At 45.4% G+C, this 18,724-nt stretch carries 19 protein-coding genes, 1 tRNA gene and 1 pseudogene; 14 read left to right on the forward strand and 7 right to left on the reverse strand.

Annotation, left to right across the window (positions count from 1 at the left end; translation table 11 throughout):
- Positions 1 to 631, reverse strand: a 631-nt coding sequence (locus tag IQ257_RS16150; RefSeq protein WP_193933115.1) for an inactive serine/threonine-protein kinase VRK3, incomplete at its 3' end; no start/stop codon positions are given.
- Positions 632 to 948: 317 nt separating this feature from the next.
- Between IQ257_RS16150 and IQ257_RS16155 the strand changes: the two genes are divergently transcribed.
- The 3 genes from IQ257_RS16155 to IQ257_RS16165 all read left to right on the forward strand — a co-directional run bounded on the left by IQ257_RS16155 (position 949) and on the right by IQ257_RS16165 (position 3,003).
- Complete coding sequence (locus IQ257_RS16155) at positions 949 to 1,878, forward strand: putative selenate ABC transporter substrate-binding protein (RefSeq protein WP_193873977.1); 930 nt, start codon at positions 949 to 951, stop codon at positions 1,876 to 1,878.
- 81 nt (positions 1,879 to 1,959) lie between these two features.
- Positions 1,960 to 2,712: a phosphonate ABC transporter ATP-binding protein gene (locus tag IQ257_RS16160; RefSeq protein ID WP_193873978.1), complete on the forward strand. Its 753-nt coding sequence runs from the start codon at positions 1,960 to 1,962 to the stop codon at positions 2,710 to 2,712.
- 72 nt (positions 2,713 to 2,784) lie between these two features.
- The gene (locus IQ257_RS16165; protein ID WP_322744361.1) at positions 2,785 to 3,003 is read left to right on the forward strand and encodes a DUF4058 family protein; all 219 of its coding nucleotides are present in this window, start codon (positions 2,785 to 2,787) and stop codon (positions 3,001 to 3,003) included.
- A gap of 28 nt (positions 3,004 to 3,031) precedes the next feature.
- Here the strand turns inward: IQ257_RS16165 and IQ257_RS16170 are convergent, their stop codons facing one another.
- On the reverse strand, positions 3,032 to 4,090 hold the full coding sequence (locus IQ257_RS16170; RefSeq protein WP_228060763.1) for an SPL family radical SAM protein: 1,059 nt from the start codon (positions 4,088 to 4,090) through the stop codon (positions 3,032 to 3,034).
- A gap of 141 nt (positions 4,091 to 4,231) precedes the next feature.
- Between IQ257_RS16170 and IQ257_RS16175 the strand changes: the two genes are divergently transcribed.
- Both IQ257_RS16175 and IQ257_RS16180 read left to right on the forward strand, forming a co-directional pair.
- Positions 4,232 to 5,488 carry a three-Cys-motif partner protein TcmP gene (locus IQ257_RS16175; RefSeq protein ID WP_193873979.1) on the forward strand — a complete coding sequence of 419 codons (1,257 nt, stop codon included), beginning with the start codon at positions 4,232 to 4,234 and terminating at the stop codon, positions 5,486 to 5,488.
- A gap of 35 nt (positions 5,489 to 5,523) precedes the next feature.
- Complete coding sequence (locus IQ257_RS16180) at positions 5,524 to 7,290, forward strand: PhnE/PtxC family ABC transporter permease (protein ID WP_193873980.1); 1,767 nt, start codon at positions 5,524 to 5,526, stop codon at positions 7,288 to 7,290.
- A 15-nt stretch (positions 7,291 to 7,305) separates the two neighbouring features.
- Here the strand turns inward: IQ257_RS16180 and IQ257_RS16185 are convergent, their stop codons facing one another.
- Positions 7,306 to 8,958, reverse strand: coding sequence for a Ppx/GppA phosphatase family protein (locus IQ257_RS16185; RefSeq protein WP_193873981.1), 1,653 nt, complete (start codon positions 8,956 to 8,958; stop codon positions 7,306 to 7,308).
- 157 nt (positions 8,959 to 9,115) lie between these two features.
- Between IQ257_RS16185 and IQ257_RS16190 the strand changes: the two genes are divergently transcribed.
- From IQ257_RS16190 to IQ257_RS16220, 7 genes are all read left to right on the forward strand, one after another.
- Positions 9,116 to 10,000 carry a 4-hydroxybenzoate solanesyltransferase gene (locus tag IQ257_RS16190; protein WP_193873982.1) on the forward strand — a complete coding sequence of 295 codons (885 nt, stop codon included), beginning with the start codon at positions 9,116 to 9,118 and terminating at the stop codon, positions 9,998 to 10,000.
- A gap of 77 nt (positions 10,001 to 10,077) precedes the next feature.
- On the forward strand, positions 10,078 to 10,431 hold the full coding sequence (locus tag IQ257_RS16195; RefSeq protein WP_193873983.1) for a hypothetical protein: 354 nt from the start codon (positions 10,078 to 10,080) through the stop codon (positions 10,429 to 10,431).
- A complete protein-coding gene (locus tag IQ257_RS16200) occupies positions 10,431 to 10,922 on the forward strand; it encodes a TIGR00725 family protein (RefSeq protein WP_193873984.1) in 492 nt (163 codons plus the stop codon). Before IQ257_RS16195 ends, IQ257_RS16200 begins: the two co-directional genes overlap by 1 nt.
- Before the next feature lie 169 nt (positions 10,923 to 11,091).
- Positions 11,092 to 11,691, forward strand: a complete 600-nt coding sequence (locus IQ257_RS16205; protein WP_193873985.1) for a superoxide dismutase — start codon at positions 11,092 to 11,094, stop codon at positions 11,689 to 11,691.
- Positions 11,692 to 11,808: 117 nt separating this feature from the next.
- A complete protein-coding gene (locus IQ257_RS16210) occupies positions 11,809 to 12,024 on the forward strand; it encodes a hypothetical protein (protein WP_193873986.1) in 216 nt (71 codons plus the stop codon).
- Positions 12,025 to 12,403: 379 nt separating this feature from the next.
- A complete protein-coding gene (locus tag IQ257_RS16215) occupies positions 12,404 to 13,267 on the forward strand; it encodes an Npun_R2479 family HD domain-containing metalloprotein (protein ID WP_193873987.1) in 864 nt (287 codons plus the stop codon).
- A 223-nt stretch (positions 13,268 to 13,490) separates the two neighbouring features.
- Positions 13,491 to 13,727 (forward strand): hypothetical protein, encoded by a 237-nt coding sequence (locus IQ257_RS16220; RefSeq protein ID WP_228060764.1) that lies wholly within the window; start codon positions 13,491 to 13,493, stop codon positions 13,725 to 13,727.
- A 70-nt stretch (positions 13,728 to 13,797) separates the two neighbouring features.
- On the opposite strand, the pseudogene IQ257_RS16225 reads toward IQ257_RS16220, so the two are convergent.
- Together IQ257_RS16225 and IQ257_RS16230 are read right to left on the reverse strand one after the other, a co-directional pair.
- A pseudogene (locus tag IQ257_RS16225) lies at positions 13,798 to 14,406 on the reverse strand (ABC transporter ATP-binding protein); the annotation flags it as partial.
- Positions 14,407 to 14,524: 118 nt separating this feature from the next.
- The gene (locus tag IQ257_RS16230) at positions 14,525 to 15,037 is read right to left on the reverse strand and encodes a hypothetical protein (RefSeq protein ID WP_193873989.1); all 513 of its coding nucleotides are present in this window, start codon (positions 15,035 to 15,037) and stop codon (positions 14,525 to 14,527) included.
- Between the two features lie 164 nt (positions 15,038 to 15,201).
- Between IQ257_RS16230 and IQ257_RS16235 the strand changes: the two genes are divergently transcribed.
- A tRNA-Asn gene (locus IQ257_RS16235) sits at positions 15,202 to 15,273 on the forward strand.
- 125 nt (positions 15,274 to 15,398) lie between these two features.
- Here IQ257_RS16235 and IQ257_RS16240 read toward each other — a convergent pair.
- Together IQ257_RS16240 and IQ257_RS16245 are read right to left on the reverse strand one after the other, a co-directional pair.
- Positions 15,399 to 16,478, reverse strand: a complete 1,080-nt coding sequence (locus tag IQ257_RS16240; RefSeq protein WP_193873990.1) for a tetratricopeptide repeat protein — start codon at positions 16,476 to 16,478, stop codon at positions 15,399 to 15,401.
- A gap of 16 nt (positions 16,479 to 16,494) precedes the next feature.
- Positions 16,495 to 17,154 carry an RNA polymerase sigma factor gene (locus tag IQ257_RS16245; protein WP_193873991.1) on the reverse strand — a complete coding sequence of 220 codons (660 nt, stop codon included), beginning with the start codon at positions 17,152 to 17,154 and terminating at the stop codon, positions 16,495 to 16,497.
- A 508-nt stretch (positions 17,155 to 17,662) separates the two neighbouring features.
- Between IQ257_RS16245 and IQ257_RS16250 the strand changes: the two genes are divergently transcribed.
- On the forward strand, positions 17,663 to 18,256 hold the full coding sequence (locus IQ257_RS16250) for a glyoxalase-like domain protein (protein ID WP_193873992.1): 594 nt from the start codon (positions 17,663 to 17,665) through the stop codon (positions 18,254 to 18,256).
- Positions 18,257 to 18,724: the final 468 nt, after the last annotated feature.

Here is an 18,724-nt window from a genome sequence, read left to right on the forward strand (position 1 = left end):
ATGCCACGGTTGCTGCCACTTGTTTAACACCACCAAAGTCAATCAGGACGGGCAATCCGTCGGTACTGCGCATCATCAAATTATCAGGGGAGATATCCCGATGAATGACTCCCAAGGAGTGGATATACCTCAAAATCGGTAGAATTTGACGCAACAACTGAGTGACTTCTGTCTCGTTAAACCGTAGTCCCTGACTTTTACGAGCCTCAAGTAAGGCGTAGTAGGTTTGTCCGGCTACAAACTCTTGGATTAGGAATAGGCGTCCTTCGTTTTCCTGTTTGACTCGCAGCAGTTCGCGGAACTGAGGAATTTGTGGGTGTTCTAGTTTGTAGAGAATGCCTGCTTCCCGCTCGAAGAGTTCTTCGGCTTTTTGGAGGGCGTAGGTGCCTTGAACTTGCGGTGCAAATTCTTTTAAAACACAAGGTTCGTTGAAGCGGTTGAGGTCTTCTGCCAGATAGGTGCGTCCGAAGCCACCGTGTCCTAGCTCCCGGACTATCCGATAGCGATCACCGAGGGTTATCCCTGAGTGGAGGTCTTGATTGATTGGAGACTCTAGCTTTTCACCGCAGTGGCTGCAAAAGTGATTGCTAGGAGGATTCTCATGTCCGTGAGGGCAGTAGAGGGGCTTCATTAATGAGAGAGTTTGCTACGGGGATAGGCGGGAAGGCGGAGGCTCAGAATCGGCAGGTTTCTATATTAGCTCATGGGTTAAGAGCTGCAATATGATTTGAATGCATCCCTGGTAGCGATGGTTATGTTTTGATTTTAGATTATAGGGAAGGTGAGATGGGGGAGATTGTTTTTTTAACGCAGAGGGGCGCTGAGGTTTTGGGGGAAGAGGAATTCAAGAGCAGCTTAGTGTAAGATAACAAGTTTGATGTTTGCAAGAGGGATAGAGTTTAACCTTTTTGCTTTAAGGTTGTGTTAAAGATTGATACGTTTTGAACAATGTTTGCATTTAAAAAAATTTGGGTATCAGGGTTGCTGGTTCTACTGCTATCGCCAATTGTGGCTTGTTCACCCTCATCGGAGTCAGCTTCATCCTCTGGTGATACAAAGACGATGGAACCTTTGGTTACGGGCGCGATTCCAGATCAAGATCCGGAAAAGTTGCAACGACTTTACACGAAGTTAGCGGATTATTTGGAAGCTGAGTTGGGTGTGCCTGTAGAGTATAAGCCCGTAACTGACTACACGGCAGCAGTGACGGCGTTCCGGGTGGGAGATTTGGATTTGGTGTGGTTTGGCGGTTTGACGGGGGTACAGGCGAGATTGCAGGTTGAAGGGGCAGAGGCGATCGCTCAACGGGATATTGATTCAGAGTTTACTAGTGTATTTATTGCTAATAAAAATAGTGGGATAAACTCTATAACCGATAGTGATGGTTTACAAAAATTAAAAGGACATACTTTTACTTTTGGGAGTGAATCCTCTACCTCTGGGCGCTTAATGCCTCAGTATTTTCTAGAAAAAGCGGGAGTAATGCCAGAGGATTTCAAGGGAGAAGTGGGTTTTTCTCAGTCCCATGATGCCACACTTCAATTGGTAGAAGCAGGTACTTACGAAGCGGGGGCGTTAAATTCTCAGGTTTGGAAAAGTCGAGTTGAAGAGGGGGAAGTGGATCTGGATAAGGTTCAGGTGATTTGGGAAACTCCCACCTATTACGATTATCACTGGGTTATCAATCCAGAGGTGAAAGAGCAATATGGGGAGGATTTTTCAGAAAAAGTGCAAGCCGCACTGCTTAAGCTTGACCCTAAAAATCCAGAGCATCAGGAGATTTTAGAATTATTTGGGGCTGATAAGTTTATTCCAACTAAAAATGAAAATTACACTCAAATTGAGGAAGTGGGTCGGAAAATTGGTAAAATAAAATGAGTTTTTTCGTTTGTCCTTTGCAAAAAGCTAATGTGGCAACGGATTTGATAACGGATATAACGGATGTTTTACTAATGACTAATGAGCAATGACCCAATTTTTGAGCTAAAAGGGGTTAATCAGCAGTTTAGTTCTTTTCCGGCGCTGGTTGATATTAACTTGCAAATTTATCCGGGTGAACGAGTGGCGTTAGTGGGGTCAAGTGGTGCGGGAAAAAGTACTTTGCTGCGTTTGTTAAATGGAACATTGCAACCGACTCACGGGGAAGTTTGGGCGTTGGGACGGAATTTATCGCGTTTGCCATCTCGCAAGTTGCGCCAAATCCAAGGGCAAATGGGTACGGTGTATCAACAATTGCATTTAGTTGATAATTTGCGGGTGATTCATAATGTTAATGCCGGACATTTGGGGCGTTGGTCATTTTTTAAAGCGGCGGTATCACTGGTTTATCCATTGGAGGTAGAAACGGCGCGTCAAGCATTAACTCAGGTGGGTATTCCGGAGAAGCTTTACACTCGCACAGATTGGCTTTCGGGGGGACAGCAGCAGCGGGTTGCTTTAGCGCGGGTGCTGGTACAAAATCCTTTGGTAATTCTGGCGGATGAACCGATTTCAAGTTTAGATCCTCAGTTGAGTCGGGAGGTGATGGATTTGCTGGAAAGCATGAGTGAAAAAGGGGGGAAAACGTTGGTGACAAGCCTTCATTCAATTGAGTTTGCTTGCAGTCACTGTCAGCGAATTGTTGGGTTGCGTGAGGGGAAGATTTTGTTTGATCTGCCAGCCGTGGAGGTGTCTGAGGAGCGGATTGAGGAGTTGTATAGATTGGGATATTGAAATTGCAGGCAGGGTTAGATTCCAAGCCATGATGCTAAACTGCAAATACACGAGCATTTTGGAGATGCAACCATGCCCTCTCCATTTCCAGGAATAGACCCTTATTTAGAGCATCCTAGCTCATGGTCGAACGTACATTATCGATTGATTAGTGCGATTCCCTTCGGGATAGCTTCGCTTCACGCTATTTCCTTAAATCCCCACTTGCGTCCGAAGTATCGAGTGGTTGTGGAGGAAGCGATTTATCAAACCCTTGGACAAGATTCACTTTTAGATCGCGTAATGGGTTGATTAGTTAAACTGTTGCATGATCAGCGCGTCATACTTTCACAACTTCACTACTAATTTGTTGATCTAGTGTTGAACCTATCACGGATGAAGTTTCAGGTGATGAGTTTAAAGAATCACTACTCATCAGGGTTGGGGATGCAGCTTCCCATTTTTCAACTGTTGGTCTATACCACCAAGATTCAAGTAATCTTACATCCTCAACATATTCCTTAAGTCCTCGATCTGGCCAAATATGAAGACGCTCCTTACAATCGATGTGTTCGGCTGCTTTTTCAATGGCTTCCCACTGCCTGAGAAAATATTCTGCCCAGGTTTTTTTATTCATAACCGAACCAATGAATTCCACTCCTGCCGCCAGCATTCGCTTTCCATTAGTTCCACGAGCATTGATGGGTTCCCAAAAAATAACCTCTGGCTCAAGCTCCATTAACTTTCCTAAATGTATTTTGAAATCTTCAAATTCCATATTGGGAGGAGTAGGAGCTGCTGCTATGTACAATCGGCATCCTGCTTTGTATCCCTTTACAAGAGCTTTATAGCGTTCAGAAGGAGGAGGAGCTTGTGGTTCTATCTTGTGGCTTTGCTCATCACTTAAATTTGGCAGGCTCATTCCTACAGTGACATTTGGATTTTGCAGAATGTCAATATCTTTCACCCATAACAAGCCACGAGTGAGGATTCTAACTCGTTTGTTATGATTTAATAAGACTTCAACGGTTTTGCGAGTTACTTTTGCTGTCTTATGATTCTGGTAAGGGTCGGTTCCAGAGCAGAGTAGAGTAACACCCTTTCCTGCTCGTGTATTACGCCAACTTTTTTTTCGACTGAGGATTTGTTCTAGTTTTTCAGGTATCTCCTCTCGGACAAACAGATATTCACCCCAATCCATTTGAGGATCGCGCACTCCTTGATTGCGTAGGCTGATTTGCCTAGTCCTAATTGCTGGAGTTGATGGCACATAGCAGAAAGTACATCCATGTAAACAACCAGATGCTACATTAATTACATAGTCACATAAACCTTTTTTATTGAGCGCACTCTCTTGCAGGGGATTAACAATTTTTTCTGTTCCTTGAGTTTTAGACATAAGGTGGAATCCTCCGATTATGAGCGAAAGGGTTAAGGCAGTAACTATTTCAAAAATATAAGGCTATTATATAAATGAAAATGGCAGAGCTATACTAACATAATACATCAATAATTTAATTAAATTGAGAAGAAGGTTAAAATGAATAAAAACGAAACATTCTGGAGTGGTGACGGAAGTTATTTACCTAAAATTAAGCCGCATACAAAAGCTAAACATCGAATCTTGGCTGATTATCTAGAGAGATATTTAGTTACTCTTTGCGGAAACAATAGAGGCAAAAGAAAAACTTTAACTTTTGTTGATGGTTTTTGTGGTGGGGGTATGTATCGCGATCCAGATAATAATGATCAATTATGCGAAGGCTCTCCTTTAATCATGATCAAAACTCTTCAAAAAGCTTTAAACATAATCAGGACTGAAAAGTCAAAACCAAATTATGAAATTAATGAAAAATTTATATTTATTGATAGCAACGAAGAACATATTGCCTGTCTGAAAAACCAGATAGCCAAAGTGGGATTAGAAGATTATTTGCATAACTTAGATATTTGTGAATTTATTGTCGGTGAATTTGAGAATTGTATTAATCGGTATATTGATGAAACTAGAAAGCGGAAGGGTTCATCATTTTTCTTCTTAGATCCTTTTGGCTATTCTGATGTATCGATGCAAAGTATTCGTTCTATTATTAGTCTGGGTAAATCTGAAATTATTTATACCTATATGATTGAGGATATTATACGACATTTATACGAAAGAAATAATCTATATGGTAATATTTATAACAACATTTTAGAAACTGAAGGTTACTATAATTTTTCTAGCTGTTTGGATGGATTTGCAAAACAAAAATATATAAGAGACGAGACCTATAGATTGTTCAGAGAAAGAGGTCAAGTTCCATATATATATGCATTTGCATTAATGCCTAATAGAACTCAACCCAAATATTACTTGATGCATTTAGCTAGTAATCCACCAGCTCAAAGAGAAATCAAATATACTTTATGGAACAATAATACCTTAGACTTAGTTTACCAGTTTGAATATGATATTTATGGTCTTGGATTTAGAACACCCGATTATTATGAAAATAATTTAAGTGTTATTGACATAGTTCAAGAAAATAAAATTAAATGCAGGGATAATTTACGCAAATCTTTAATGCCAATAATTTATGAAATGCCTGATGGTATTCCTTTGATTGAACTTCATAATTCAACCATGCAAATGAATCCTGCTACCCTGGATGATTATATTAAAATGATAAATGAAGAAGTCAGTGAAGGAGAAATAAATATTTTGAGAAATGGCAAAATAACCCCTGCCAAAAACCTAAAAGCAGATGATTTAATTGTTAAAGCAAAATTCAAACAGTTGCATTTGTTCTCTTGAAAATAGAACCTTATTAGATATGAATTTTAGGTAGTGTGAAGCATCACCGCTTATCTCGTCCCCCCCTACTGAATCAGCAAACAGGATGGGGACTAATATTTTTAGCAGCAATAAGCCTCTCCCTCTACCAAGCCGGAATCTTTCAGCAAGATATAGTTAATCCTGGCGGATTTCCCCTACTTTGGCGTTTTCTCAAAGCCAGTATACAGCCAGATTTAAGTCCTGAATTTCTGCGCCTGACGCTGGATGCTACCCTCACAACCCTAGCCTATGCGGTTTGTGGTACGTTTCTCAGCGTCTTACTCGGTATTGTGGGAGGAGTATTAACCTCTGAGGTGTGGTGGTTAGCCGTATTTCCCCGTCACTTCCGTTATCAACCCTCTGGAATTCAGTTAGGATTACGAACAGCGCTGGCAGTTCCTAGGGCAATTCACGAACTGCTTTGGGGATTGTTTTTTGTCAATATTTGGGGACTTGATCCGTTAGTGGCAATTTTAGCGATCGCTATTCCCTTCGGTGCAGTGGTTGCTAAAGTATTTTCAGAGATTCTCGACGAAACACCTCGCCAACCCCTAATCGCGTTGCTCAATAGTGGCGTTGCACCACTAACTGCATTTCTCTACACCCTAATTCCCCAAGCGTTTTTAAATCTACTTTCCTATACGTTCTACCGCTTTGAATGTTCAATTCGTTCAGCAGCAGTACTGGGAATTATCGGTGCAGGAGGTTTGGGCTATGAAATTCTGCTCAGTCTGCAATCCCTGCGCTATCAGCAACTCTGGACATTTTTCTACGCCCTAATCATCTTAAACGGTATTGTAGATTTTGGGAGTGCTGGGTTGCGCGATCGCTTGGGGTGCACCAGTCGGTTAGACTTAAATGCGCGGAAATCATCCAATACAGTTCGATTAAACTCTCCTAGCGGGGAAGATGGGTTAGGTTTGCCTTCTCGTCCTACATCCCCACTTAAATCACAAGTCTATAAAAGAGATACTCTAGTCAGTTTCGTGAGTGTAGCAGTTTTGCTGCTGATTCCTTTTTGCTTCTGGTACGTTCACCCAGACGTTTCTAAACTTTGGTCGCCTCGCACCTGGACATTACTCGTTGATGCCGTTCAGGTATCCATTCCACCGGATATTAGCGGGGAACAATTCCCGAAATTACTGATATTGTCGATGCAAACTCTATCGATGTCCGTTTTAGCGATCGCTTTAGCGGGTATCGGTGGTATCTTATTATCATTTCCGGCGGCTTATAACTTTTTTCTGCCGGGTGGGTTGCTCAATCCCAGTTTTCAGGATAAAAGCAACTCGATGGGGGCGTGGCTAAGTTTTCTCGCGACACGAATTGTTTTACTGTTCTGTCGTGCTATTCCCGCACCCATTTGGGCATTAGTGGTTCTGTTTATTTTATTTCCCGGTATCTTACCGGGAGCGATCGCTCTCGGTTTACACAATCTCGGCATTTTAGGGCGACTGATGGCAGAAGTCACCGAAAACCTCCCCCAGCCGCCTTTGCAAGCCCTCAAAGCCCAAGGAGCCCCGGCTGCCTTAGTGTTTCTCTATGGGGTGCTACCCATGACTCTGCCCCGCTTCCTGGCGTATATCCTCTACCGTTGGGAAGTCTGTATGCGAGAAACGGTGATTGTGGGTTTGGTGGGGGCTGGGGGTTTAGGGCGTTTGCTCAACGAACAACTCAGTAGTTTTGATTCTCAAGGGGTACTAACCAGCCTCGGATGCTTAGTGATCCTCACCTTCTTAGTTGATTGGGTGAGTAGTGTCATGCGGCAAGCTCTCCGGTAAAGGAGCGATCGAAATCTAACTCACTGTTGCCACTGCTGGTTCCAACTTTGCCACTAATTTGACATCATATTCTTCTTCAAATACGCCTTTTTTGTAATCCAAACTCCAGAGTTCCAAGGCGCAGTCATCATTAGGATGGGTGGGAATTAAATGCAAGTAGAGTTCTTTTACCTCTGGATAATAGTGGCAGCGTACCTGAGAAATAGCACCAATTTGTCGTCGGTCTAGAGCAACTGCCAATCGCAAGATAGCACTAAGCTGATTCACGATTTGCCGATGTTTTTTACTGGGTAAATTTTTGTAGTTCTCGTGTTTTTTCTTCGGAGTACTCTTACGGTGGTAGCGGGCTAAGTTAGCGATGGTTTCAATTTCCGCTTCCGTAAATCCCAACAGTTCACCATTGCAAATTAGGTAATAGGAATGCTTGTGGTGAGCCGAATGATTCACATAAATGCCGCAGTTGTGCAAAATCGCTGCTGCCCAAAGCAGTTCTCGTTCTTCTGCGCCCCAGTTGTGAAGATATCCTTTGGTTTGGTTAAATAGTGACAGAGCAAAGTTCGCGATGCGATCGCTAGAGTCCACATCGACCTGATACTTCTGAGCAACCTTCAAAACGCTGCGCTTGCGAACTTCCCCTTGGAAGCGCAGGCGGTCTTCAATCAAGCCTTGGGCAAGCATCCAGTCAACGATAACACCCTCTCGCAATGCCCGTTCGCTTACCGTGAGAGACTCCATCCCCAGCAGTGTCATTGCCTCCAGTAAAATAACGGCACCCGCGACAATAATTTCGGCTCGCCTCTCTGAGAGTCCCGGAATTGTCGCCCGTTCCGCGCAACTAATGGATGCTAGGCGCTTGACCATCGCTTTAAGATCTTTGCGACTCAGTTGATAGCCATTCAGGAGATTTGGTGCAACACCCAGCTTTTCTCTGGCATAAACGCTGATCAGGGTTTCAATGGTGCCAGAGGAGCCAACTAAACAAGGCTCTTCCTTCGGTTCCAAGTGAGCTAAAATATTCTCAACCGGTCGCTCTAACATCCCCCGGATGTAGGCTTGCAGGTATTGAAACTCGTTCTCGTCAATGGGGTCAGTAGTAATGAACTCATTGGTAAGGCGAACGGCTCCTATCTTAGTGCTGTTGAGAGAACGGGCAGCGTGACTATCTCCCAAGATTAATTCGGTTGACCCCCCGCCGATATCGATAATGATATGAGGCTGGTTGTTAAATTCCATTCCCGACAAAACGCCCAAGTAGATTCGCCGCGCTTCTTCTTGACCGGAAATGAGGTTGACAAATAAGCCTAATTCTGAATCAACCCGCTGCAAAAATGCTCGTCCATTCGGGGCTTCCCGCACGGCGCTGGTTGCTACGGCAACAATTTGTTCGGCATTGAGGCTTTTTGCCAGTTCCTGGCAGCGTTGTAGGGCTGCGATCGCTCGATCCATGGCTTCGGGGGTCAAACTGCCAGTTTTCGGATCGCGTTCGCCCAAGCGTACTGTATCTTTCTCTCTGGCAATAATAGTATAGGCAGGTAGCACTGGGTCAATCTGCACTACCACCATATGAATGGAGTTCGTACCAATATCAATCGCAGCAAGAATACGGTCTTGCTCTACAGCAACACTAGACATATTCGCAAAACTCTTTTTGGCAGTGAAATTACTCATCACGTTGTATCCAGGATTACAACCCTAGCCCGCACCCTATCGACAACGATATCGTAAATAGGCAGCATCTCCTATGGGGATTTCCTGGCTCACGTGAATATTGCTCCGGAAACTCAGCAGGAGCTGCTATTACTCGATTGAATAAGAGGCTTGCACTATGTTAATCCAGCAACAACCCAATTCTGTACCCACTTGGCTTGCTATCCTGCATCTTTTGCGATGGGATAAGCCAGCCGGACGCCTGATTTTGATGGTTCCGGCTTTATGGGCAGTCTTTTTAGCTGCTCGCGGCACCCCTCCTATTCCCCTCATTGGTGCGATCGTTTTAGGAACCCTAGCAACGAGTGCTGCCGGTTGCGCGATCAACGATTTATGGGATCGGGATATTGATCCGCAAGTTGAACGAACTCGCACTCGTCCCCTCGCATCTCGCGCCCTCTCAATCCGAGTCGGTATCGTTGTTGCCGCGATCGCTATGGGTTGCGCTGGGATATTAGCTCTCTATCTTAATGCTTTCACTTTCTGGCTTTGTGTGGCGGCAGTACCGGTGATTATTTTATACCCCTCAGCCAAACGGGTGTTTCCTATACCGCAATTGGTACTGGCGATCGCGTGGGGGTTTGCTGTTCTCATCAGTTGGAGTGCTGTAACGGCTAACCTGGAACCAGCTACTTGGCTGCTGTGGGGCGCAACAGTCCTTTGGACGTTGGGTTTTGACACGGTTTATGCCATGTCAGACCGCGAAGATGATATCAAGATTGGGGTGCGTTCTAGCGCTTTGTTTTTTGGCGATCGGGCTCCGGAAGCCGTTGGTATCTTCTTTGCCGCTACTGCTGGTCTTTTAGTACGGTTGGGGCTAGTGATGGAGTTACACTTCAGCTTTTGGATTACGTTGAGCATTGCGACTCTCGGCTGGATTTGGCACTATACCCGACTGCGCCAACCTGATATCCCCAAACCCGTTTATGGTGAAGTTTTCCGCCAAAATGTCTGGATTGGCTTTGTTTTACTCTTTGGCATGATTGCGGGTTCTATTTTTTAGACAGCAATGCCAGATGCACGGTAGCTCAAACGACTGTTAAACTAACTCAAAAGCGCTCATCTGTGACTAGAAGAAAAATGAAAATACATTCGTACCCCCTCTCAATTATCGGTGCCTGCTTACTAGCACTTGTGAGCGCCCCCAAAGTAAGTTCCCAAGACGTTGATATCATCTCCCAAGAACCAACCACTGGTTATCCCCCGGAGGTGGTAGAGATTTACATGGAAAACTGCGTCAGCGATGCAGGTCAAGAACTAGAATCGTTCTGTGCCTGCACCATTGAGACAATGCAACAGATTTACACCCTTGGTGAGTTCATCCAACTCGGTCAAACAATGCAGGCAGGCGAGGAAGTTCCTGAGGAATTCAATCAAATTATTGTGTCGTGTTTGACAGCCAGTGAGGAGCTTGAATCGACTTTACCGGACTAATGAGGAAAATTGTTGTGGGCGTGATGGGACCGGGTGAAGGTGCCACTGCCACGGATAGAAAACGCGCTTACCAACTGGGACAGCATATTGCTCGGCAGGGGTGGGTGCTACTGACTGGTGGCAGAAATGCTGGAGTGATGGATGCCGCTAACCAAGGAGCAAAAGCGGCGGGGGGATTAACGTTGGGTATTTTGCCGAGTAGTAATACCAGCAATCTCTCTGATGCAGTGGATATTGCGATCATTACGGGGATGGGGAGTGGGCGAAATACGATCAATGTTCTTTCGAGTGATGTGGTGATTGCCTGTGGGATGGGCATGGGAACTGCTTCAGAAGTAGCTCTCGCTTTGAAAAATGGCAAGAGGGTGGTTTTATTGACTGACCATCAAGAGAGTCAGCCGTTTTTCGGGAGTCTGTCACAAGACAGTATTTTTTGGGCAAGTAGTCCAGATGAAGCGATCGCATTTGTCAAGGACGCTCTCCAGATTTAGCCGTAGTCATATAGGCTCAATTGATAACCTCTCTTGAATCCCAGCCCTACTTAATTTTTGTAGCACCAATTTAACAAATCTTGATATTATGATACCTAACCACAGGCGTACGTTTAAAGTCTAAGTTCGTTTTAAGCTAGAAAACAGTATTTTGAGAGGATAGAACAGAATGAGCTACGAACTTCCCAATTTACCTTATGCCTACGATGCACTAGATCCTTATATCTCGGCTAAGACTCTAGAGTTCCATCACGACAAGCATCATGCTAAGTACGTGGGTAACTTCAACGAGATGGCACCCAAAGCCGGAATGGGAGACAAGTCTATTGAGGAAGTTATCAAGGCTACCTACAATGACTCCTCCAAGAGCGGTTTGTTCAATAATGCAGCACAGGCATGGAACCACACATTTTTCTGGAATTCTATGAAATCCAGCGGTGGTGGTACTCCCACAGGTGCCGTAGCTGACAAGATCAAGTCGGACTTGGGCGGATACGAGAAATTCAAAGAAGAGTTCAAAAAAGCGGCTACCTCGCAGTTTGGTAGTGGTTGGGCTTGGCTTGCCCTCGATAAGGGTACGCTCAAAGTGGTTAATAGCCCCAATGCCGTCAACCCCATTGCCCTAGGTATGACTCCTTTACTAACCTGCGATGTTTGGGAGCACGCCTACTACCTCGATTATCAGAACAGACGCCCCGACTTCGTTGATGCCTTTATCAACAACCTGATCAACTGGGACTTTGTTAATCAGCAAATGGCTGCTGCTTGAGAAAGCCCAAGTGAAAAACGGCACTAAACTCCCCCTACGTTCTGCCTAAGGACTGACCCCGTCTGATTCCAAGAATCAGATGGGGTTCTATTTTTTGCACCGAAGCAATGAGGATTCATGGATAGTCAAGATTTAGCTAAGTACATTGAAGCGAAAAACGGAATTTCTAAGCCTTGGTTGTTAGTACAACTGCGTTTACAGAAACTGCAAGAGCGTAGAACCACCCTATCTCCAGATGCCTACGAGCAGGAACTAGCTGGGATTCACCAAGATTTAATGAATTTGGGTGAGTGGTGGCACGGCATTGAAGATGAAGTTTTTGGGAGTCGGTAAGGGCAGTTGCTCGTCCCGGTTTTTTCCTAACCACAACTCCTCCTGCCTGTCACCAGGCTAGGCATAGGTTTACCAATCCGCGCCCTAGTCGGATTTGAGGCTGGTTTAAAAGGAGTGATCTCACTCACAGGGCTGACCTTTAACTGTCACGGTTCTCAAAAAAGTTTCATCACACCTTATTCCTGTATTTTTATTACATTAGAAATATTGAGTCCAGTTTTCAAGGCTATAGTCATTGTCAGATTAAGCTTAATACTCCTAAGGATTGATAAATGAGGAATTTTTGACACCGATTTCACTTATTTTTATCTCGAGAATAGAGCCGATGACTGCTCTATAAATTTCCATTCCCTGATGACTTCTATTGAGAGAACGTTCTATGTTTGACGCAACCCAAATCCTAATCGACCACTTTGTTCAAAAGATTCAGGAAGGCTACCGCCGCACCTATGGTGGTTGGAAGTCTGAGTACTCCGAAATTCTTGGTTGGGCGGGTGGTATGGCTTTAGAAAACATTGCCAACAGTGATGCCCTCTACCATAATGTCGAGCATACGATTTTAGTCACCCTAGTGGGACAGGAAATTTTGCGAGGCAAGCACATTCGTGAAGGCGGTATTTCTTGTGAAGACTGGATGCATACCATCATTTCCCTACTGTGCCATGACATTGGTTATATCAAAGGAGTCTGCCGAGAAGACCGCCTGTTTGAAGGATTGTACGCTACGGGTGTAGACGGTGCGAGGGTAAGTTTGCCACCGGGGGCGACGGATGCATCCTTAACTCCTCACCATGTAGACCGAGGAAAACTGTTCGTCGAGGAACGCTTTGGCGGTAACTTGCTGATTGATGCCGAAGAAATTAAGCGTAATATCGAACTGACTCGCTTCCCTGTGCCAAGCGATCAAGACCATCTAGACACAAAGCACTGTCCGGGTTTGGTGAGAGCTGCCGATCTAATCGGTCAGCTTAGTGACCCAAGATACTTAAAGAAGATTAGTGCCTTGTACTATGAGTTTGAAGAAACTGGTGTGAACAAAGCCTTGGGCTATACCCATCCCGGAGATTTGCGCCAAAACTATTCCAAGTTTTACTGGAATGGGGTGTACCCTTACATTAAAGACTCCTTGCGTTATTTGCAGTTGACCCTAGAGGGAAAACAAATCGTTGCAAATCTTTACGCGAACGTGTTTGTGGTGGAACACGAAGAGTCTGTACTCAGAGCAACAGCAAGTGCGGCTTGAGTTGTAAGCTGCTGCACATTTAGTTGACATGACTGAGCGACGGAACAGAAGCAATGGCTTCCCCGTCGCTCTTTCTGTAGCTAAAAATTGTGAACTCCCCCCTAAAGTTTAACAATTTTTTTAGCTTTTTGTGAAGCGATGGGATCACGAGGAATAATTCGGCTTATACTCAACCTAGACAATCTAAAAAGATTGTTAAAATTAGCGAGCGGGAAATAAACTTATGCTGATAGCTATGAATCCCTCAACCTTACATCAACTTTGGTCTTTGATAGGAGCCACTCACACCACGACCTTAATGACACTTGATGACTCTCAATTAGTTGACTGCTTGACGCAGCAACTGGGCAATCGTTGTTTGCTCAATGGCGAAGAAGCCGAAAGAGTGAGCTGTTACCTTCGTTCCAAACTCTCCCTAATGCGTGATTTGGCTCAGACTGGACAGCTTGGATATGCCTAAACTACAGCGTTTTTCATTGGGGTAATGGGTTTGCTTCAGGTAAGAGAAAACGAACTACCCATTACCAAGGTTACAGCAACTCACCCGTTTCTTGAAGCGAGTGCAGACGCCAGTAAATCCCTTCGTGGTGGAGCAATTCTTGGTGGCTACCCACTTCTACAATCCGACCTTGGTCGAGAACCACAATTTTATCCGCGTCGCGTACCGTACTCAGTCGGTGAGCAATGATAATTGTCGTACAGGTGCCTTGGATACTCCGCATTGCTAACTGAATCGAGCGCTCAGATTCATAATCCAGGCTAGATGTTGCCTCATCAAAAACCAGAACATCGGGTTCTACCAATAGTGCTCTGGCAATTCCCAAGCGCTGTCGCTGTCCACCCGATAGTCGCACCCCTCGTTCGCCAACAATAGTAGAGTAGCCCTGAGGTAGTTGCTCAATCACCTCATCTACTCTGGCAATACGACAGGCTTCTTGCACTTTCTCAAAGCTAATTTGGGGATTGCCATAGGTGAGGTTATCCAGTAGTGTACCGTTAAAGACATCAACTTCTTGGTGAACGATCGCTAAACGCTGACGATACCCAGTAATATCGAGACGGCGAATATCAGTCCCATCCATGAGGATACAACCCCGCTCTGGTTCAAAGTACCGGAACAAAAGCTTGACTAAAGTAGAATGGCACTGAAATAAGCCCAAGTCAGAGCGTGGAACCCTTGTAAATTGGTAGTCCAGCCCACCAATTTTCCCCTTAAGTCAGTGCCATTCATCTATAGGTTATTTCTGCCACGCTAGTCTAGTCGTCTTGCGGAAATCCTTGATGATGGATTTGTAGAGTCAAGACGTAGTGACCCAAATGAAGCTTTTCTGACCAGAGTTCATACTCCAGTTCTAAGCGTTCGGGAAAGGGGCGACCTTCTAGCTTGAGCATCCGGGTGTAATTCCGCAACTGTATAGACTTATGCCCATTAAACGGCTCGGATTGTATCCAGTAGCGACTGATGCCGTAAACTCCTTTCTCCCAAAGGTGGCGATATCCTACATTACCCTTGCCCTGCATTGTCATGTTGACTCGGTAGGGTGAGATTTCCAGCCACAGAAGGCGGTGATTGTCGCGCTTGAGGGGATTGGTATCACCAGCAATGGATGGTTCTGGTTCTAACCCTTGAATGGCAGGTTCCTTTAAGAGCAGGTGAAACCGCTCTTGGTCTTTCTGATAGATTGTAGCGGCAGTCTCAAGGGTGAACCAAAGCGGTAGGTCGGTAGACACCAGAGAAAGGCAAACAGGCAAACGGTGATGTGTCAGCATGGAATTCGAGAAGACAAAAGGGGACAACTAGCAAAGCTTTCCCCTTCATACTAAGATTGGCAATGGCTTGCCTACCGTATTTTTACTAAATTTTTTCAAAGTGGTTGTCAAAAAGTGTCTCTTGTCGGTATGATAAGTAATCGTGACGAAGGTTGATTTCACAATCCTCAGTAGCTCAGTGGTAGAGCGGTCGGCTGTTAACCGATTGGTCGCTGGTTCGAATCCGGCCTGGGGAGTTATTTATTTGAATCTTATCAATAACTTCTTACTAAGACTAAGATGGGTTCCTCGGTAGTGAGCGTACCGGAAGCCCTTCCTGTACAAATTCTAGGGAAAAGACAGTCCCCTTTTCCCTAAACAATCAATTGCCTCGGCTGTAAAGGATTTGAGCGAGTTCGTTGCGCAATAGGGCTTCAGTCTGGGTATCTCCCAAGGCATTCGCCAGTGCGATCGCTTTTTCATAAAAAAGCCGAGTGTTCGCTAAGTCACCTTGAGATTGATAAAACAGCGCGTACATCCGTAGTGAGAGTAATTCTTCGCGGCGGTTTTCCTGTTCCTGAGCTAAAGCTAAGTGTCGGTCGAGGTATCGTAATGCTAGTAAATCGGGTCCTACTACACTGTATGACTTTGCCAAACCCCGCAGGGCGCGGAACTGATTGGGAATATCGCGGCTATCCTCAGCCAGTTGCAGGGTGTATCGATAGGAACCGATCGCATCCTGGTACTGATTCAGTACTAAGTAGGCGTCTCCTAAGTTATTGCGTGTATTCGCTTCTCCGAGGGGATCGCCCAAGCGACGCCGCAAGGTTATAGCCGCTTCGTAGCGCTTAATTGCCTCCAGATAATCGCCCGCCTCGGCTGCGACTAAACCTAGGTTGCTTAAGGTGAGTCCTTCCCCTTGCCGATTCCCTACAGAACGGGCGATTTCTAAGGCTTCTGCAAAACTTTCCTGCCCTGCTTCTAAATTCCCGCTTTGCAGCAAGAGGGTTCCTAAGTTATTTAAGCCGTAAACCTGCCCTTGAAAATCTCTCAGGTAACGGGCAACCCCTAAACGACGACGCAGGGCTTCTTCTGCTTGTGGGTAGCGCCCTAGGTTGGCATAGGTCAGACCTAAGTAATCGTAAGTTAAACCGAGTCCCTCAAAGTCACCAATTTGGTGATAAAGGTCGCGGGCTTGCTGCCAATAAGCGATCGCTTTCTCCAAATTCCCCTTGCGCTGCGCCTGTCCGCCCAGTCGCAGCAGTAAATCTGCTTCATTTCTGGCTTCCCCTTGAAGATCGTTATTTAAGGGGACTTGTAGTTGTTCTTGTAATGCCGGCGGTTCAGTTCCGGGTAAGGCAGGTTGACTCAATGCCCTCGGACTGGGCAGTAGTACTAAAGCTGGAAGCAAGGCGATTACACTCAGGGGCATCACCCCTACCGATAGATACCCTTTTTTCATCAATGGTTCAATCCATCTAAATGGGTACAGCGTCTGGCTGCGACTCTGACACTGGCGGCGTTACTTGTGCCCTCAAGTAGATAACCCGAATATCTTCGGGTAAGTCAGCTTCTAAGATTTGATATCCTTGCTGAAGCTGGGTTCTCACTTGGGCGGGTGAAATCGGTTCTCCCTCCGCTTGCAGGTAAGCTGCAATCCGGGTTTCGCTCCAGTGGAATGTCTGAGCCATAACTGTCATCAACCTCACCCCCGGTCGAAGTTTGTCTAGTGCCTGTTCTAGGTAACACCACAAGGGGGGAGGGGCTGCTTTTAGATCGTAGTGAATAGACTCGACTGACGGCAACTCTGCCTGGTTGATGCAGACAGCAGTCATATTGATCAGCCAATTTTGGAAAGAACTCGACTCAGTTGTTTGATCTTCGCGCAAATCCAGTCCCCGCAGTTCGTAGAACATATGACGCCAAGTCATGGCAAATAAGTAATCTGCTTGTACGGGCGATCGTGCCGAATGCCGAACTAAGGTATAGACAATCGGACTATAGCGGCAGAAAATTGCCGTGAAATACTTACCCTGCTCTGGATGGCGCTGAAATAAAGTGAGCAGTTCGCGATCGCTGTAATGAAACAGCGATTTGACGAAGGGATGATTGGATTCTGAAAAATGCGGAATATGCACGGGTATCTTAATAACAGCTCAAATCAGGACAATTAGAGCAGATGCCTCCCCCTATAGTTACACGGTCTTCCTCTGGTAAAGAGGCGATTTAGTGTTTTCCTGACAGCGAGGTTACAGGCAACCAACGAGTGAGTGACACATCAAGGTGATCAGATGTTCTCCAGCCAGGTGATTGTTGAACTTAGCTAGAATTAGTACCATCTATGGACAGGTCTGATGGTAATAATCTTACAGGAAAGCGATATAGAGACATTAACATAGAGACATTAACGCTGCTATCAAAATTGTCAAAGCAGCACTTCGTACCGTAGGGCATACGGGAACATTCCAGGACTACTGGATAAACGCTTCTGGACAGATGAGCCTCTTGTGTCTTGATGAAAATCAATATACTAAGCTCGCTGAGTGAAGGAAGAATCTCACGCGATTTTAGACGTGGGAGTGTCAACTGTAACTTCGACAACGAATTCATCAAGGTTAAAATCATCTCAGCACGCTTTGTTAGTTCATGATTTTATCAGTGGATACTATTTCCTTACTACTTCCGTCCATCCTGGCACCTGGCGCTTTTATACCCTCTCTGGATAGCCTGTTTTCCACGCAGGGGATCATGGTAATGCTGCTCGCTGCTTACGCCGTTGCCATGTGGATGTTTTTAACTAGCGCTCCAAAAGTCTACACCATGATGGTGTCGGATTTAGAGGTGGCGCGGCAGTTCTATGAAGGCTTGCTGGAATTATCAGCGGCAGAGGTGCCGTTACATTATTACTACAACTACGAGCAAACCTTAGGAGCCACAGGCATCGACCCCCTTTATATGTCTGCCGGCACCGGAACCGCAAGTGCTACTCAGCTACAAGGTACTGAGGGTTTGTGGTATCAGCTCAAAAAGGATACGCAGTTACACGTCATTTCCGGAGCAAGCTACGGTCAAAAAAATCGCCACCGTCATGTCTGTTTTGATCATGACTGTCTCGAACAGGTATTGATGCGAGTGCAAATGCGACGCCTTAAGTATAAAGTTCGGGAGCAAAAGCCGCTGAATTTTTTGGTGAAGGATGTGGAAGGGCGCGTAATTGAAATGGCGGAAGTGTCGAATTAGAGTTGAAAAGCATTAAGCTCATTCCCTGCATCGGCGAACCCGGCAAGAGTTAAAACTCCTTTCATAACTTGCACCATTCTCAACACGTCGAAAAACAAGAGCCTCCCAGCCCCCTTCCCACCTCTTCCTAACCCTCTCCTACTCTTGAGATTTTATTCATGGAGGGGTTGGGGGAGGGGTCAAATGGCTAATTGCAAATGGTGCAAGATCTGAGATTTAACCCAATCGGTAGGGTGGAAGAGGATGGGTACCTAAACCAAACAGGTTTCCAACTAATCCGATTTAACCCACTCGGTAGGGTATCTCGTCAATACAATACAGGTGAAGAGCTGTCTTCTACAGTTTCCAACTAATCCGATTTAACCCAATCGGTAGGGAGTTCCACTACTCCTTCTTATGGTAGTACATCCCTTCACGTTTCCAACTAATCCGATTTAACCCAATCGGTAGGGAGTTCGTCTAGCAGCC

Source organism: Coleofasciculus sp. LEGE 07092 (genome assembly GCF_015207375.1).
Lineage (GTDB): Bacteria > Cyanobacteriota > Cyanobacteriia > Cyanobacteriales > Coleofasciculaceae > LEGE-07092.

Excerpts from the sequence above, each read along its gene's own strand:
- IQ257_RS16200 (WP_193873984.1), top strand. The coding sequence starts at position 10,431 with ATGAGGAAAATTGTTGTGGGCGTGATGGGACCGGGTGAAGGTGCCACT.
- IQ257_RS16240 (WP_193873990.1), bottom strand. The coding sequence starts at position 16,478 with ATGAAAAAAGGGTATCTATCGGTAGGGGTGATGCCCCTGAGTGTAATC.
- IQ257_RS16205 (WP_193873985.1), top strand. The coding sequence starts at position 11,092 with ATGAGCTACGAACTTCCCAATTTACCTTATGCCTACGATGCACTAGAT.
- IQ257_RS16210 (WP_193873986.1), top strand. The coding sequence starts at position 11,809 with ATGGATAGTCAAGATTTAGCTAAGTACATTGAAGCGAAAAACGGAATT.
- IQ257_RS16215 (WP_193873987.1), top strand. The coding sequence starts at position 12,404 with ATGTTTGACGCAACCCAAATCCTAATCGACCACTTTGTTCAAAAGATT.
- IQ257_RS16220 (WP_228060764.1), top strand. The coding sequence starts at position 13,491 with ATGCTGATAGCTATGAATCCCTCAACCTTACATCAACTTTGGTCTTTG.
- IQ257_RS16175 (WP_193873979.1), top strand. The coding sequence starts at position 4,232 with ATGAATAAAAACGAAACATTCTGGAGTGGTGACGGAAGTTATTTACCT.
- IQ257_RS16195 (WP_193873983.1), top strand. The coding sequence starts at position 10,078 with ATGAAAATACATTCGTACCCCCTCTCAATTATCGGTGCCTGCTTACTA.
- IQ257_RS16185 (WP_193873981.1), bottom strand. The coding sequence starts at position 8,958 with ATGAGTAATTTCACTGCCAAAAAGAGTTTTGCGAATATGTCTAGTGTT.
- IQ257_RS16230 (WP_193873989.1), bottom strand. The coding sequence starts at position 15,037 with ATGCTGACACATCACCGTTTGCCTGTTTGCCTTTCTCTGGTGTCTACC.
- IQ257_RS16155 (WP_193873977.1), top strand. The coding sequence starts at position 949 with ATGTTTGCATTTAAAAAAATTTGGGTATCAGGGTTGCTGGTTCTACTG.
- IQ257_RS16250 (WP_193873992.1), top strand. The coding sequence starts at position 17,663 with ATGATTTTATCAGTGGATACTATTTCCTTACTACTTCCGTCCATCCTG.
- IQ257_RS16160 (WP_193873978.1), top strand. The coding sequence starts at position 1,960 with ATGAGCAATGACCCAATTTTTGAGCTAAAAGGGGTTAATCAGCAGTTT.
- IQ257_RS16170 (WP_228060763.1), bottom strand. The coding sequence starts at position 4,090 with ATGTCTAAAACTCAAGGAACAGAAAAAATTGTTAATCCCCTGCAAGAG.
- IQ257_RS16165 (WP_322744361.1), top strand. The coding sequence starts at position 2,785 with ATGCCCTCTCCATTTCCAGGAATAGACCCTTATTTAGAGCATCCTAGC.
- IQ257_RS16190 (WP_193873982.1), top strand. The coding sequence starts at position 9,116 with ATGTTAATCCAGCAACAACCCAATTCTGTACCCACTTGGCTTGCTATC.